The 14,642-nt window shown below is 67.0% G+C and carries 14 protein-coding genes; 4 read left to right on the plus strand and 10 right to left on the minus strand.

Annotation, left to right across the window (positions count from 1 at the left end):
• Positions 1-3: 3 nt before the first annotated feature.
• Positions 4-822: a glucose 1-dehydrogenase gene (locus tag ACE039_RS08835; RefSeq protein WP_485822146.1), complete on the minus strand. Its 819-nt coding sequence runs from the start codon at positions 820-822 to the stop codon at positions 4-6.
• 313 nt (positions 823-1,135) lie between these two features.
• On the opposite strand from ACE039_RS08835, the gene ACE039_RS08840 reads away from it, so the two are divergent.
• Together ACE039_RS08840 and ACE039_RS08845 are read left to right on the plus strand one after the other, a co-directional pair.
• Positions 1,136-1,972 carry an alpha/beta fold hydrolase gene (locus ACE039_RS08840; protein ID WP_485811574.1) on the plus strand — a complete coding sequence of 279 codons (837 nt, stop codon included), beginning with the start codon at positions 1,136-1,138 and terminating at the stop codon, positions 1,970-1,972.
• 319 nt (positions 1,973-2,291) lie between these two features.
• Entirely contained in the window at positions 2,292-2,714 is a 423-nt protein-coding gene (locus ACE039_RS08845) for a GreA/GreB family elongation factor (protein ID WP_448712608.1), read from the plus strand.
• A 74-nt stretch (positions 2,715-2,788) separates the two neighbouring features.
• Here ACE039_RS08845 and ACE039_RS08850 read toward each other — a convergent pair whose 3' ends face one another.
• From ACE039_RS08850 to ACE039_RS08885, 8 genes are all read right to left on the minus strand, one after another.
• Entirely contained in the window at positions 2,789-4,450 is a 1,662-nt protein-coding gene (locus ACE039_RS08850; RefSeq protein WP_485822147.1) for a long-chain fatty acid--CoA ligase, read from the minus strand.
• 14 nt (positions 4,451-4,464) lie between these two features.
• On the minus strand, positions 4,465-5,619 hold the full coding sequence (locus ACE039_RS08855; protein WP_485822148.1) for an acyl-CoA dehydrogenase family protein: 1,155 nt from the start codon (positions 5,617-5,619) through the stop codon (positions 4,465-4,467).
• Between the two features lie 17 nt (positions 5,620-5,636).
• Positions 5,637-6,461 (minus strand): SDR family NAD(P)-dependent oxidoreductase, encoded by an 825-nt coding sequence (locus ACE039_RS08860; protein WP_105557842.1) that lies wholly within the window; start codon positions 6,459-6,461, stop codon positions 5,637-5,639.
• 21 nt (positions 6,462-6,482) lie between these two features.
• A complete protein-coding gene (locus tag ACE039_RS08865; protein ID WP_485822149.1) occupies positions 6,483-6,902 on the minus strand; it encodes a MaoC family dehydratase in 420 nt (139 codons plus the stop codon).
• Positions 6,903-6,912: 10 nt separating this feature from the next.
• Positions 6,913-7,356, minus strand: a complete 444-nt coding sequence (locus ACE039_RS08870; protein ID WP_485822150.1) for a MaoC family dehydratase N-terminal domain-containing protein — start codon at positions 7,354-7,356, stop codon at positions 6,913-6,915.
• A gap of 10 nt (positions 7,357-7,366) precedes the next feature.
• Positions 7,367-8,551, minus strand: a complete 1,185-nt coding sequence (locus ACE039_RS08875; RefSeq protein ID WP_485822151.1) for a lipid-transfer protein — start codon at positions 8,549-8,551, stop codon at positions 7,367-7,369.
• Positions 8,548-10,080 (minus strand): class I adenylate-forming enzyme family protein, encoded by a 1,533-nt coding sequence (locus tag ACE039_RS08880; protein WP_485822152.1) that lies wholly within the window; start codon positions 10,078-10,080, stop codon positions 8,548-8,550. The genes ACE039_RS08875 and ACE039_RS08880 overlap by 4 nt, the downstream gene beginning before the upstream one ends.
• Before the next feature lie 126 nt (positions 10,081-10,206).
• Entirely contained in the window at positions 10,207-11,259 is a 1,053-nt protein-coding gene (locus ACE039_RS08885) for an AraC family transcriptional regulator (RefSeq protein ID WP_448712598.1), read from the minus strand.
• A gap of 190 nt (positions 11,260-11,449) precedes the next feature.
• Here ACE039_RS08885 and ACE039_RS08890 point away from each other — a divergent pair, with 190 nt between their 5' ends.
• Both ACE039_RS08890 and ACE039_RS08895 read left to right on the plus strand, forming a co-directional pair.
• Complete coding sequence (locus ACE039_RS08890; protein WP_485822153.1) at positions 11,450-12,619, plus strand: CaiB/BaiF CoA transferase family protein; 1,170 nt, start codon at positions 11,450-11,452, stop codon at positions 12,617-12,619.
• A gap of 71 nt (positions 12,620-12,690) precedes the next feature.
• Positions 12,691-13,686 carry a tripartite tricarboxylate transporter substrate binding protein gene (locus ACE039_RS08895; RefSeq protein WP_485822154.1) on the plus strand — a complete coding sequence of 332 codons (996 nt, stop codon included), beginning with the start codon at positions 12,691-12,693 and terminating at the stop codon, positions 13,684-13,686.
• A 36-nt stretch (positions 13,687-13,722) separates the two neighbouring features.
• Here the strand turns inward: ACE039_RS08895 and ACE039_RS08900 are convergent, their stop codons facing one another.
• Positions 13,723-14,622 (minus strand): LysR family transcriptional regulator, encoded by a 900-nt coding sequence (locus ACE039_RS08900; RefSeq protein ID WP_233214095.1) that lies wholly within the window; start codon positions 14,620-14,622, stop codon positions 13,723-13,725.
• Positions 14,623-14,642 lie beyond the last annotated feature (20 nt).

Here is a 14,642-nt window from a genome sequence, read left to right on the forward strand (position 1 = left end):
GGCTCAACCCGCGCCGCGAAAGGCGGGATACAGCGTCATCCCGCCGTCGACGAACAAGGTCGACCCCGTTACGTAGTCGGAATCGTCGCTGGCCAGCCACGCCACGGCGCGCGCCACGTCCTCCGGTTCGCCGATGCGGCCATACGGGATCAGCTTCAGCAACGACGCCATGCTCTCCGACGTGTTCCAGGCGGGCGCGTTGATGGGCGTCCGTATCGCTCCGGGCGCCACGGAGTTGACGCGGATTTTCAGGGGCGCCAACTCTTGCGCCAGGGACTGCATCAACAGCGACACGCCCCCTTTGGACGCGGCGTAGTTGGCCTGGAACGCCCAGGGAATCACCTCGTGGACCGAACTGATGAAAATAATCTTGCCTGCGGCCCCATCGGCGGAGGCCGGGGGCGCCCGGTTCAGGAACGCCCGCACCGCGGCGCGGGCGCACAGGAACTGGCCGGTCAGATTGGTGTCGATCACCGCCTGCCATTGCGCCAGCGTCATATCCTGAATGGCGGCAGGCCGCTCGATGCCGGCGTTGTTGACCAGGATGTCGACGTTCTGGAAGTGGTCCAGCGCCACGCGGAACAGGTCTTCGACGTCTTCCTCGCGGCTGATGTCGGCGGCCGCGGTGACGGCCTGCCCCCCCGCGCGCAAGATGGCTTGCACCACGTCGGCCCCGCGCCGTTCGGCGTCTTCATTGGGACGGTGGTTCACGACCACGCGCGCGCCCGCCGCCGCCATTTCCAGGGCAATACCGCGCCCGATCCCGGAGTTGGCGCCGGTGACGATCGCCACGCGTCCGGACAGATCCACTGCATGCCGCATGCTGCTCTCCTTGCGGCGAGCGGGTCCGGTGCTGCTGACGTGCGGATCCCCAAGCGCCGCTTACGATAGCCAGCCTTGAGCTTAGTCCCGGACGGGCGCCGGTTCAACCGGCGGCGGGCAAGTCTGGGGGACGGGACACCAGGAACGGGCGCGGACGATCGCGTGCCGGCAAGGCAGGATGATTTCATCCAAAGGCGCTTGATAACGTACAAGCGACGGGGCGGTATGCGCGTTACGCTGTGAATCGGCCGGCTTCCCAGCCCGGCCTCTCCTGCGGTACCTCCCTTTCCTGCCTCTCCCGGAGTCACTGACCATGAGCACCATCACCACCCCCGACGGCGTGCAGATCTATTTCAAGGACTGGGGCCCTAAAACGGCCCAGCCCATCATGTTCCACCACGGCTGGCCCTTGTCGAGCGACGACTGGGACGCCCAGATGCTGTATTTCGTCGCCAAGGGCTTTCGCGTCATCGCGCATGACCGCCGCGGCCATGGCCGTTCCAGCCAGGTCAGCGACGGCCACGACATGGATCACTATGCCGCCGACGCGTCGGCGGTGGTCGAACACCTGGATCTGCGCAACACCGTCCACATCGGCCATTCCACAGGCGGCGGCGAAGTCGCGCGCTATGTCGCCAAGTTTGGCCAGCCGCAGGGCCGCGTCGCCCGCGCCGTGCTGGTCAGCGCCGTGCCGCCCTTGATGGTCAAGACCGAAGCCAACCCCGGCGGCACGCCGATCGAGGTGTTCGACGGCTTCCGCGCGGCCCTCGCCGCCAACCGCGCCCAGTTCTTCACCGATGTCGCTTCCGGCCCCTTTTACGGTTTCAACCGCCCGGACGCCAAGGTATCGCAAGGCGTCATCAATAACTGGTGGCGGCAAGGCATGATCGGCTCGGCCAAGGCGCACTACGAGGGCATCAAGGCCTTTTCGGAAACCGACCAGACCGAAGACCTGAAGGCCATCACCGTGCCGACGCTCGTCATGCACGGCGACGACGATCAGATCGTGCCCATCGACGACTCCTCGAAGCTGGCGGTCAAACTGCTGAAGCACGGCACGCTGAAGGTGTATGCGGGGTTCCCGCATGGCATGCTGACCACGCACGGCGACGTCATCAATCCGGACCTGCTGGCCTTCATCAAGGGCTGATTCCCGCCAGGAAGGCGCTTGGCGGGTGGAGGCGTCCGCCCGCTTTCCAAGCCTTCGCCCCCCTCGCGTCGGCAATGGCCTATATACTGGGCTGTTGCCGACAGCAGATTGCGCGCCAAACGCGCGAAAACCTGCGCCGCAAAGACGCTTGACCCAGCCCGCGTAGGCTCTCCCCAGGGAACAGGGCGCTTATCCGCCCCCCGCCGCATGGCGGCACGCCCCTCGGGACCGGCTTTCGCAGTCGCCTCCTCCATCGCCTCGCCCGAGCAAACCTGAAAAGCGTCTGCCAAGGGGGGCCATTCGTCTTAGAAGAATCAATATGAACGCCTTGCCGCAAGACAAACTGATCACCGCCCTGGACCACGCCCGCCTGCTCGGCATGATTACCCGCCCCGCCAGCGCCGCCGCGCTGTCGCGCGATGCCATCGACGCCACACAGGACATCCTGGACTCCGCGCCGATCATCACGCTGGAAGACGTCACGCCAGACATCGTCACGATGCGCTCCCGCCTGCGCCTGCTGAACGCCAACGGCGACGAAATGATCGTCACGCTGTGCTACCCGGCGGACGCCAATCTTGCGCAAGGACAAGTGTCGGTGCTGTCGCCACTGGGGCTGAGCCTGATCGGTTCGCGCCAGGGCCAGCGCGTCACCTGGACCGCCCCCAACCAGACCGAGCACGCCGCCACGATCGAAGAAATTCTCTATCAGCCCGAAGCGGCGGGCGACACCACGGCGTAATGCCGCTGCCGGGCCCCGCCCTTGGGCACATGGCATCAAGCCCGAGGGACGCGCCCCGCCCCGGCATATCCCCGTTAAGCGCGCCCCGCCTCTTGCAACTGGCGCCATAGGATCTTGCCCGTGCTTGACTTGGGCAGCGCATCGACGAACTCCACGATGCGCGGCGCCTTGTAGGCCGCCATGCGCGTGCGCGCCCAGGCGATCACCTCGTCTTCACGAGCGTTATCGCGCGCTTCGGGCCGCAACACCAGCAACGCCTTTACCGTTTCACCCCGACAGGGGTCTGGCACGCCGATCACGCAGGCTTCGTGCACGGCGGGGTGTTCGTACAGGGCGTTCTCGACCTCGGCCGGCCAGACCTTGTAACCCGACGCGTTGATCATGCGCTTCAGACGGTCGGTCACGAAGAAATAGCCGTCTTCGTCCACGCGGCCCAGATCGCCGGTGCGGAAGTACCTCTCCCCGTCCAGCACGAAGAACGCGTCGGCATCGGCGGCCGGGTTATTCCAATAGCCCTGCATGATCTGCGCGCCCCGCGTGACCAGTTCGCCGGTCTCGCCAGGCGGCAGTTCGGCCAGCGTCGACGGGTCGACCACGCGCGTATCCACCCCGAACGTCGGCACGCCGATGCACTGGCGCTTATTGCGCTGCATGGGATTGCAATGCAGGAACGATGCCGTTTCGGTCAGCCCGTAGGCTTCGTTGAAGATGATGCCGTAGCGCTCGGCCAGCATGGCCGCCACGGATTCCGGCATGGGCGCGCCGCCGCCGCACAACAAGGCCAGGTTGGACAGGTCGAACGATTCAATGCCGGGCTGCGCGAAGAAATCCACGACCATCGCGGGCGGCGCGGCCCACACGCTGACCCGATGCCGCGCCATCAAGTGCGCCGCCACCTGGCGGTCCCATCGCGGCAACAGGACGACGGTGGCCCCCAGCAAGATCGGCAGGTTCATGCAGTTCTGCATGCCCAGCAGGTGGAACATGGGCGCCACCCCCATGATCACGGCTTCGGCGGTCAGGCCCCGCCACAGTTGCGATCCCGTCACCGCCGCGCCCAGCGTGCCGTGCGTATGCCGGCACCCCTTGGGGCGGCCGGTGGTGCCCGACGTGTAGGGCAACAGGCACAGGTCGGCGGCCGTCGCCTTGTGCGGCGCGGGCGGCGCGTTGAGCGCCAGCGCACCGTACCAGGGCACGCCACCTGCGACGTCGGGCGTCCGCCGCGGCGCGGCGATCCAGTCCGGAGGCGCCAGGCCGCCGTCGCCGGGCCCCAGGTAGTCCGAATAGGTATGAACGATCACGCGGTCCAGCCGGCCGTCATCCACGAAACCCGCCAACCGCCCAGCCAGTTCCTGCGCCGCGAACGCCACGCGGGCGCCGCTGTCTTGCAGATAATGCGCCAGTTCGTCAGGCGTGCTCATCGCGTTCACCGGCACGACCACGGCCTCGGCACGCAAGATCGCGTAATAGGCAATGATGAACTGCGGGCAGTTCTGGCTAAGCAGCAAGATGCGGTCGCCCGCCTGCACGCCAGCCCCGTGCTGCAGATAGCCGGCCATCGCGTCGACCTCGCGCTTGAGCCGCGCATAGTCTAGTACCGTGTCGTAGAACACGATGGCGGGCTTGCCGGGATACCGCGTGGCCGAGGCCTCCAGATTGAAGACCAGGCTGGATTGGGGTTGGCTGATATGGTGCGGCAGCCCCTTGGGCCAATATTGATGATGCGCTTGCTGCATTCGTGTCTCCCCCCTCAGGCGGTCATGCCGCGGGCAATGATCTCTTTCATGATCTCGTTCGATCCGCCGTAGATCTTGCCCACGCGCGCGTCGGCATACATGCGGGCGATGGGGTATTCCAACATGTAGCCGTAGCCGCCATGCAGTTGCAGGCATTCGTCGATCACCTGGCAGTTCATCTGCGTCGTCCACCACTTCGCCATGGCGGCGGTGGACAGGTCCAGCACGCCCTGCAACTGCCGCGTAATGCAATCGTCGACGAAGCGCGCCGCGATGGTCGCCACGGTCTCGCATTCGGCCAGCTTGAAGCGCGTGTTCTGCATGTCGATCAACGGTTGCCCGAATACCTGCCGCGTCCGGGTGTAGGCCACCGTCTCGTCGATGGCGCGCCGCATTGTCGCCACCGCGCCCACGGCGATCAGCAGCCGCTCACGCGGCAATTGCTGCATCAGCTGCGTGAAACCGCGTCCTTCCGCTTCGCCCAGCAGGTTGGCGGCAGGCACCCGCACACCGTCGAAGAAGAGCTCTGCCGTATCCAGGCTTTTCTGGCCCAGTTTCTCCAACAGACGGCCACGCCGGAACCCGGGCAGGTCCCGGGTCTCGACCATGATCAGCGATACGCCGCGCGAACCGGCGTGCGGATCCGTCTTGGCCACCACGCAGATCAGGTCGGCATGCAGCCCGTTGGTGATAAACGTTTTCGAGCCGTTGACCACGTAGGCGTCGCTGTCGCGAACCGCGGTGGTGCGCACGCTTTTCAGGTCAGAGCCCGCGCCGGGTTCGCTCATTGCGATAGCGCCTACCAGTTCCCCAGTCGCCATCTTGGGCAGCCAACGCTGTTTTTGCGCTTCGGTGCCGTAGTTCAGGATGTAATGCGCCAGGATCGCGCTATGCACGTTGTTGCTGAAGCCATAGACCATGGCGCGCGCCTGCTCCGCCGCCACGATGGCCTCGTGGGCGAAGGTGCCGCCGCCGCCGCCATAAGCCTCGGGCATGCTGACGCACAGCAGGCCCATGCGGCCCGCCTTGTGCCAGACCTCGCGGTCGGCATGCTGCTGCTTGCGCCACTTTTCCTCGTCGGGCACGAACTCCTTTTCGAACAAGCGGCGCGTGGAATCCTGGAATAGCGTCAAATCCGCGTCCATCCAGCCTTGCCGTGGCGTGTCCATCCGCGTCTCCCCCGGCATCAAGGACGGCCGCCGCCCACGACCAGCACCTGCCCGCTGACGTAGTTGGATTCCGGCAGGCAGAACAGGTACACGGCCCCCGCCGCTTCCGCCGGCGTGCCGGCGCGGCCAATCGGGATCAGGCTTTCGGCGTTCTTCAGCACCTGCGGATTCACGCCCACCTTGATCTGGCGGCCCTGGATATCCAGCGTGGCATCGCCATCGGCGGCCGCCTCCGTCAGGCGGGTCTTGATCAGGCCGAACGCCACGCTGTTCACATTGACTTTGTAGCGCCCCCACTCCTTGGCCAAGGCACGCGTCAACCCATTGATGCCCGCCTTGGCGGCCGCATAATTGGCCTGGCCCGCATTGCCCATCACGCCCGACGTGGACGAAATATTCACCACCTTGCGGAAGACCTCGCGCCCCTGCGCCGCCTCGGCCTTGGCGGCTTCACGGATAAAGCCCGAAGCAGCACGCAGGATTCGAAACGGGGCGGACAGGTGCACCGCCAGAATCTCGTCCCACTGCTCGTCGGTCATTTTCTGGATTACGTTGTCCCAGGTATAGCCGGCGTTGTTCACGATGATGTCCAGCCCGCCGAACGCGTCCACCGCCGTGCCCACGAAGCGCTCGGCAAAGCCGGATTCCGTCACGCTGCCCACGCAGGCCTGTGCCTGTCCGCCTAGTTGGCGGATCATGGCCACCGTGTCTTCGGCAGGGCCGGCATCCAGGTCGTTCACGACAACCTTCGCGCCTTCACGCGCCAGCTTCAGCGCGATTTCCTGGCCGATGCCGCGGCCCGACCCCGACACCAGCGCAACCTTTCCTTCAAGCGTTCCCATCGTCTGTCTCCTGTTCCGTATTCAAGGCGCGGCCAGAACCGCCACGCCGCTCAACCTGAGTTCACCCGTCTGGCTGCGGGCATTGAGTTCGACCCGCAACCGGGTTTCGCCTTGCGCCTGAAAGCGCTCGACCACCTGGCCGCTGCAACGCACCTCGTCGCCCACGTGCGTGATCGCCACGAAGCGCACGGCAAATTCGCGCAGCGCCGACTGCGGCGCCCAGTTCGTCAGCAATCGCGCCAGATAGGCCGCCGACAGCATGCCGTGCGCGAATACGTCGTCCATGCCTGCCGAACGGGCAAAGTCCAGGTCCACGTGAATAGGGTTGTGGTCGCCCGATGCGCCGCAGTACAGCGCCAGCGCATGCCGGCTGATGGGACCCGCCGTGAAACCGGGCAGCGCGTCGCCCGCCCGGGCATCTTGATATCCGTTGCCGCTCATCGCGCTCTCCTCAACCATTGCGCACGACGGTGACGGCGCGCAGTTCAGCCACCAGTTTTCCGGCTGCGCCGGTCACTCTCGTTTCGCGCACCACGAATTCCAGCGCACCGCCTTTCTTGGCATAGATGTCGGTGATGCGCGGTTCAAAGCGCAGCACGTCGCCCGCATGCGCCATGGCGTGATACGTGAAGCCCTGTTCGCCGTGCAGCACCCGGCCGATGTCGATGCCCAAAAGCTCGCGCATGGCGGCAGGACGCGGGCTATCCATTTCCAGACAGAAGAAGAAGGTCGGAGGCACGGGCAAGGCAGGATGGCCGGCGGCGCGCGCAGCGGCCTCGTCGGCATAGATGGGGTCATCCTGCCCCGTCGCCCTGGCGAAGAACCGCAACCGCCCCGCTTCCACCATCGTGGTGAACGCGGGCAGCTCGGCGCCGATATGTCGGGTGTCCAGCATGGCGGTCTCCTCAGGCGGCCTGGTACAGCGTCACGACGCAGGCGCCGCCCAGCCCCAGGTTGTGCTGGAGCGCCAGCCGCGCCCCATCCACCTGGCGCAGATCCGCCTGCCCGCGCAATTGCCAGACCAGTTCCGCGCATTGCGCCAGGCCGGTCGCGCCCAGCGGATGGCCCTTGGACAACAGGCCACCCGAAGGATTCGTCACCACGCGGCCGCCATAGGTGTTTTCGCCGTCGACGATGAACTGTTCGGCAGTGCCTTCGGGTGTCAGCCGCAAGCCTTCATAGGTGATCAGTTCGTTCGCGGTGAAGCAGTCGTGCAGTTCCACTACATCCACATCCGCCGGATCGACGCCAGCCGCCTCATACACGAGGTCGGCCGCGGCGCGCGTCATGTCGTAGCCCACGAGCTTGCGCATATCGCCGTCGCCGAACGTCGACGGCGTGTCGGTCGTCATGGCCTGGGCGGCGATGCTGACCGCGGGCGACAAACCATGGCGGCGCGCGAAATCGTCCGAACACAAGATGGCCGCCGCCGCCCCGCAGGTGGGCGGGCAGCACTGCAAGCGGGTCAAGGGATCAAAGATCATGGGCGCGGCCAGCACTTCGTCCAAGGTGACCGTCTGGCGGAACACCGCGTACGGATTGCGCGCCGCGTGCTGGCGTGCCTTGACCGAAATCCGCGCGAACGTATCGGCCCGGATACCGTGTTCCTTCATGTAGTCGCGACCCGCGCCGCCGAAGAACTGCGCGGCGCGCGGCTTGGCCGTGTCGTACCCCTGCAGGTCCGTCATGGACGACACGAACGCCGACAAAGGCGACGGGCGGTCCTCGTACACGCCTTTCAGCGCGCCGGGCACCATTTGCTCGAAGCCCACCGCCAGCGCGCACTCCACCGCGCCGCTTTCCACCGCCTGGCGCGCCAGGAACAACGCGGAGGATCCGCTGGCGCAATTGTTGTTCACGTTGAAGACGGGAATGCCCGTCAGGCCCACGCCATACACCACCGCCTGGCCGGATGTTGAATCGCCGTAGACGTAGCCCGCATAGGCTTGCTGCACGGCGTCATAGGGCGCGCCGGCATCCTTCAAGGCTTCGCGCACGGCGCGCATGCCCATCACGGAATACGGTTCGCTTGCACCGGGCTTGCTGAACGGGATCATGCCGACACCGGCCACCCATACTTTTCGATTCATGCCTGCTTCTCCTTGAGAGGCGTCACGGCCTGGGCCGCACGCGGGGATTCATGGCCCTGCCGTAGCACGGACTTCAACACCTTGCCTGCCGCCGACATGGGAAGGTCGTCGCGGAATTCATAGCTTTTGGGGCATTTGTAGGTGGCCAGCCATTGACGGCAATGGGCGCGCAGCGCGTCGACGTCAGGCGCGTGGCCGGCGCGCGCCACGATCACCGCATGCACCGCTTCGCCCCAGCGTTCATGGGCCACGCCGATCACCGCGCAGCGCGCCACCGCCGCGTGCTGCGCCAGCACGGCCTCGACTTCCGCGGCGTAGACGTTTTCGCCCCCGCTGACGATCATGTCCTTCAAGCGGTCGACCACGGTCAGGTAGCCCGCCTCGTCCAGGCGCGCGGCATCGCCCGTCAACAACCAGCCGTCGGCGAACGCGCGGGCGGTCTCGTCGGGCAGGTTCCAATAGCCCGATATCACCATGGGGCCGCGCACCGCCAGCTCGCCGACCTCGCCGACCGCGGCGTTCCGCCCATCGGGCGTCAGGATGCGCACTTCCACCCCCACGGCGGGACGGCCGGCGGACATTGCGCGCGGGCCGCCCTGGCGAACGTCCGCATTGATCGCCACCATGGCCGATGTTTCCGTCATGCCGTAGGCATGCACGAATTCCGCTTTCGGAAACGCAGCCAGCGCACGCGTCAGCAGCGCCGGCGAAATGGGCGACGCCCCCCAGATGACGCGCTGCACGCCATCCAGCCTGTAGTCTGGGAATCCGGGTTCATCCAACAGCATCTGGATCATGCTGGGCACCAGCAACACTTCGGTGATGCCGTCGTCCTGCAAGGACTGCAACGCCGCCTTCGGATTGAAGCCGCGCTGCATCACCACGGACGCGCCCGCCAGGAACTGGCCCATCAAGCGCCCCAGCCCCGCCACATGGAACAGCGGCGCCACCAGCAGCACGCAGCTGTCCGCGTCCGTCGGCACGGTGGCCAGCCGTGCGACGGCGGCGCTCCACAAGTTCGCGTGCGTCAGCATCGCGCCCTTGGGAAAGCCGGTGGTGCCGCCCGTATACAGAATGGCGGCCAGCGTGGCGCCGCCCGCGCGCAGGTCGTCGATAGGCGCGGCGGCGGCGGCCAGGGCTTCCAGCGCCGGCATCATCCGCACGCGCGGCAGGGACGGCGCCGCCACATCGGCCATGCGCGGCGCAAGCGCTTCATCCACCAGCAACAGGCGCGGAGCGCCGTCGGCCAGCCCCTGCCTCAGTTCGGCCCCACTCCAGCGGGTATTCAAGGGTTGGATCGCCGCGCCCAGCCACCAGCAAGCCAACATCCACGACACATAGGCCGCGCTATTGGCGCCCAGCAAGGCGACGCGGTCGCCCGGCTGCACGCCCTGGTCTCGCAGTACCGCGGCCTTGCGCGCCGCCCAGTCCAGCAGTTCGGGGTACGTCCAGCATTGCGCGCCTTCGCGCAACGCGATCTTCGCGGGATACAGCTGGCTTGCGCGATGCAGGCCTTGCGTCAGATACATGGCTTTGTCTCCTGCGGCACGCGGTCTCTGTGGCCCGCTGTCGTGTCCAGCCGGACACCATGCGCCCGACCGTTGCCGAGCCCATAGCTTCTCGTCAGGCGCTGCGGGCGGCAATGGCCGCAGGCGTCAAACGGATTGGCGGAAAGTGTCAGCGGCCGACGGCAGGCAGGCGGGACCGCACACCAGGCGGTTGCGGCGGTATTCGCCCGGCGATACACCGGTCCATTTCTTGAATGCGCGATGGAACGTGCTGGATTCGGAAAAGCCCAGCCGTTCCGCGATATCCATCAGGGACAAGTCGTGCCGGCCCAGGTACTCGACCGCCGCGTCCCGGCGCAGGTCGTCTTTCAGCACCTGGAATCCCTGCCCCTCTTCGCGCAGATGCCGCCTGAGGGTTTGCGGCGTCATCGACAACTGCGCGCTGACCTGCGCCAGCGACGGCAGTTCGGCGGACAAGTCGCTGCGCAACAGCCGGCGGATGCGGTCCGTCAGGGTCGCGCGGTCCTGGTACTTCACCAGCAAGTCGAACGGGGCGTTCGCCAGAAACGCCTTCAACGCCTGCGCGTCCTGAACCACCGGCAACGCCAGCCAGCGCGATTCCAGCCGCAGGCCCGACACGGGTTGCCCGTAGCGCACGGGCGCATGGAATACCTTGTGCGCGTCGGCGCTGCGCGCCCCTTCGTTGTAGTCCACGCCCGACACGGGAATCCGCCGGGCGGCCAGCCAATTGGCCACCCCCAACGTGAAGAACAGGAAGGTGCGTTCGCCATACCATTGCGTGCCCCGGCGCTCGCCGCGCGAGTCCAGCACGATGTGGGCGGATTCGCCGCTGACGCACAGCCGTGCCGTGAAGTCGCGCAGCACGCCGTGGTAGTAGCGGAACGCCGCACGCAACGCCTGCCCCACCGTGGGCTCCTGCAAGGCCAGCCGGCAGGCATGGGCGAATGCGCCCATGGGCACGGGATGCTGCCCCAACGCCAGGAAATCATCACGCGTGGCGCGCCGCAGCATCCGCAGTATCTGCGCGAATTGCGCCTGCGACACACGAGCCATCGGCGCCTGCAGCAGCGTGGGCGGCACGTCGGCGCGCACCAGGACGCGATCCACGTCCACGCCCCGGCTGCGTGCGCCTTGCAGGATCTGGGCGATATGTTCGACGGCGATGGTGTGATGGGTCATGGCGTATTCCAACGGCTGGCAAACACCGGCAGCGTCGATGGTAGCCAAAGCCCCTGCCGGGTGGAATGCCCGGCATGAGCATTCCCGCCAAGCGGAATCAGCGATTTCGCCATTGGTTAGCCGCAAAGCCGCGCCTAGACTGGTTTTCCCGCCTGGCCGGGCGCCTCTTCGTATTTACCGGAGTCCCTCTTTGGATACGCCGAACACCGCCCCGCTTGCGGGCATCAGGGTCCTGGACCTGTCGCGCTTGCTGCCCGGCCCGCTGGGCGCGCAGTATCTGGCCGACCTGGGCGCCGACGTCGTCAAGATCGAAGATACCCAGGCTGGCGACTATGCGCCGCCCCCGCTGCGCGCGGTGTGCAACCGCAACAAGCGCGGCCTGCGCCTGGATTTGAAGCATGCCGACGGCCAGGCGGCGCTGGCCGCCCTGGCGCGCGACGCAGACATCGTGATCGAGAGCTTCCGGCCCGGCGTCGCCGCGCGGCTGAAAGCCGACTATCCCACGCTGTCCCGGCACAATCCCCGATTGGTGTATTGCAGCATCACCGGTTACGGCCAGAATGGCCCGCAATGCGACGCCGCCGGCCACGACCTGAACTACTCGGCCTACGCCGGCGTGGCCGATCAGATGGGGTGCGCGCCCGACGCGCCGGCGCTATCCAACCTTCCCGTGGCCGACATTCTGGGCGGTTCCCTGACCGCCGTGATGGGCATTCTGGCGGCGCTGGTCGACGCGCAGCGCAGCGGCCGTGGACGCTATGTGGACATCGCCATCGCCGACGGCCTGCTGGCCGGCGCCGTGGTGCCGCTGGCCACGCTCAATGCCCTGGGCGACACGCGGCCGGCGGGCGGCGACAGCCTGTCCGGCGCGCTGGCCTGCTACGGCCAGTACCGCACGCAAGACGGACGTTATCTGGCCGTGGCCGCGCTGGAACCGAAATTCTGGGACACCTTGTGCCGCCGCCTGGAACGCCCCGACCTTCTGTCCCTGCATCGCGACGGCGGCGCCGCGCAGCAGGCTTACGTCAAGGACGAATTGCAGCGCCTGTTCGGCGCGCGGCCAATGGCGCACTGGCTGGCGTTGCTGGAGGGCGCCGACTGCTGCGTGTCGCCCGTGCTGAAACTGTCTGAAAGCCTGGCGCATCCGCAATTCGCCGCACGCGGCATGGTGCATCACACCGAGCACCCGGCTTACGGGCCGGGCGCGCACATCGCCAGCCCCGTGAAGATGTCGGGGTTCCAATTCGCCATTCACCGCCAGGCGCCGTTGCCTGGCGAACATACCGATCAGATCCTGCGCGAGGCCGGTTACGACGATGCCGGCATCGCCAGCCTGACCGGACGCGGCATCGCGCGGTAGGCACATACGGCCGATGCATCAGGCGCGGCATTGAATGCGCGGCGCCCAAGACAACCAGGACGGAGACAACAATGACCGATCATCATCGCAACACCGCCTTGCCCTCCCGCCGCAGCCTGCTCAAACTGGGGCTGGCGCTGCCCGCCGCGCTGGCATTTTCCCGCCCCGCGCGCGCCGCCGGTTTTCCCACGCGCCCGGTCACGCTGATCGTGCCCTTTCCCGCCGGCGGCGCGACGGATACGCAGATGCGCGCGCTGGCGGTGGCGGCCTCGCGCGAGCTGGGCCAGACCGTCATCATCGCCAACCGTCCCGGCGCGGGCGGCACCCTGGGGCCGGCCGCGATGGCCCAGACCGCCGCGCCCGACGGATACACGGTGTCGGTGGTGGTGGGCACGCTGTTCCGCTATCCGTTCCTGCAAACGGTGAACTACGACCCGCTGACGGATTTCACCTATGTCGCCTGCATGACGGCCTATTCCTATGGCATCGTCGTGCGCCAGGATGCGCCGTGGAAAACGTTGGATGAACTGATCGCGGATGCGCGCGCGAACCCCGAGAAGATCAGCTATGGCGGCACCGGCACGGGCGGCTCCGGCCGCATCGCCATCGAACGCCTGTCGCGGCTGACGAACGTGAAGTTCAACTTCATCCCCTACAAGGGCGCCGCCGAAGAGACCACCGCGCTGCTGGGCGGCCACATCCAGATGGTGTCCGACGCGGGCTGGGGGCCGATGATCGATACCGGCAAGGCGCGCCTGCTAGCGGTCATGGGCGATGCCCGCGCCAAGCGCGTGCCGGATGTCCCGACACTGACGGAATTGGGATACCCCATCGTTGCCTCCAATCCGGTAGGCATTGCCGGCCCCAAGGGCATGGATCCCAAAGTGGTGGCCGTGCTGCAGCAGGCGTTCCACCGCGCGGCGCGCGATCCCGACTACAACCGCGCGCTGGAAAACGCGGATCAGCCTCACATGCTGATGGACAGCAAAGCCTACACCGACTACGCGGTGCGGCAAGTGGCCGAAGAGAAGCGCTTCGTGGCCGAGCTAGAGCTGAAGATGCAGTAGCGCAAGGGCGGAATCGGGCTCGCCGCCCGCCGCCGTTCAGTCGGCCGCAAGCGCCAGCATGCTGTCGCGCAGCCTCAGCGCCGATGCGCACGAGGTGTCGCGATGCGTCACCAGCGACAAGGACAGCGCGCCGCGCGCATCGGTATCGGTCAAGGGCACGAAGGCCACGTGCGGCGTGGAATAGGCGCGCGTCACCCCCGGCACCAGCGCCAGTCCCATGCCGCTGGCCACCAGGCTGACCAAGGTCTGCACCTGGATGGCCTCCTGGCTGATGCGCGGCGAAAATCCCGCCTTGTGGCACAGCGCCAGCGTCACGCCATTCAAGCCGGGCACCTTGGCGGGCGAATACAGCACGAAACTCTCGGAGCGCACACGTTCCAGGGCGACCGGGCCGCTACCGGCCAGCGCATGCCGCGCGGGCACGGCCAGCATCAGATCGTCGCGCTCGACCACCCAGGAGTCCAGCATCGCGTCTTCCGCCAATGGCCCCCGCACCAGGCCCGCATCGATTTCATTGGCGCGCAGCATCGCCACCAGCCCCACCGTGCTGTCCTCGCGCAGATCCAGCTGCACGTCCGGGTACTGCGCGCGGAAGGCCGGCAGGCAGCGTGGCAACAGCATGTACGTGGCTGAACCCACGAAACCCAGCCGCAGCGTGCCCCATTCGCCCAGCGCGACCCGACGCGCGGCCTGTCGCGCCTGCTCGGCGTGAAACAGCGCGCGGCGGGCGTCGGCCATCAACGCGTCTCCGGCGGGCGTCGTGGTGACGCCTTTGGCGCCGCGAACCAGCAGCGGCACGCCCACGGCATGCTCCAGCTTCTGGATCGACACCGACAGCGCCGGCTGCGCGATGTGCAGCGTGTCGGCGGCGCGCCGGTAACTGCCCAATTCGGCAATGGTCACGAATTGCCGAAGGTGCCGTAGATCAATAGCCATAACAGATTCCGTATCGCTTG

This window comes from Achromobacter maghribensis, assembly GCF_057334215.1.

Excerpts from the sequence above, each read along its gene's own strand:
- ACE039_RS08845 (WP_448712608.1), top strand. The coding sequence starts at position 2,292 with ATGAACGCCTTGCCGCAAGACAAACTGATCACCGCCCTGGACCACGCC.
- ACE039_RS08855 (WP_485822148.1), bottom strand. The coding sequence starts at position 5,619 with ATGGACACGCCACGGCAAGGCTGGATGGACGCGGATTTGACGCTATTC.
- ACE039_RS08870 (WP_485822150.1), bottom strand. The coding sequence starts at position 7,356 with ATGCTGGACACCCGACATATCGGCGCCGAGCTGCCCGCGTTCACCACG.
- ACE039_RS08885 (WP_448712598.1), bottom strand. The coding sequence starts at position 11,259 with ATGACCCATCACACCATCGCCGTCGAACATATCGCCCAGATCCTGCAA.
- ACE039_RS08835 (WP_485822146.1), bottom strand. The coding sequence starts at position 822 with ATGCGGCATGCAGTGGATCTGTCCGGACGCGTGGCGATCGTCACCGGC.
- ACE039_RS08865 (WP_485822149.1), bottom strand. The coding sequence starts at position 6,902 with ATGAGCGGCAACGGATATCAAGATGCCCGGGCGGGCGACGCGCTGCCC.
- ACE039_RS08880 (WP_485822152.1), bottom strand. The coding sequence starts at position 10,080 with ATGTATCTGACGCAAGGCCTGCATCGCGCAAGCCAGCTGTATCCCGCG.
- ACE039_RS08895 (WP_485822154.1), top strand. The coding sequence starts at position 12,691 with ATGACCGATCATCATCGCAACACCGCCTTGCCCTCCCGCCGCAGCCTG.
- ACE039_RS08860 (WP_105557842.1), bottom strand. The coding sequence starts at position 6,461 with ATGGGAACGCTTGAAGGAAAGGTTGCGCTGGTGTCGGGGTCGGGCCGC.
- ACE039_RS08840 (WP_485811574.1), top strand. The coding sequence starts at position 1,136 with ATGAGCACCATCACCACCCCCGACGGCGTGCAGATCTATTTCAAGGAC.
- ACE039_RS08900 (WP_233214095.1), bottom strand. The coding sequence starts at position 14,622 with ATGGCTATTGATCTACGGCACCTTCGGCAATTCGTGACCATTGCCGAA.
- ACE039_RS08850 (WP_485822147.1), bottom strand. The coding sequence starts at position 4,450 with ATGCAGCAAGCGCATCATCAATATTGGCCCAAGGGGCTGCCGCACCAT.
- ACE039_RS08875 (WP_485822151.1), bottom strand. The coding sequence starts at position 8,551 with ATGAATCGAAAAGTATGGGTGGCCGGTGTCGGCATGATCCCGTTCAGC.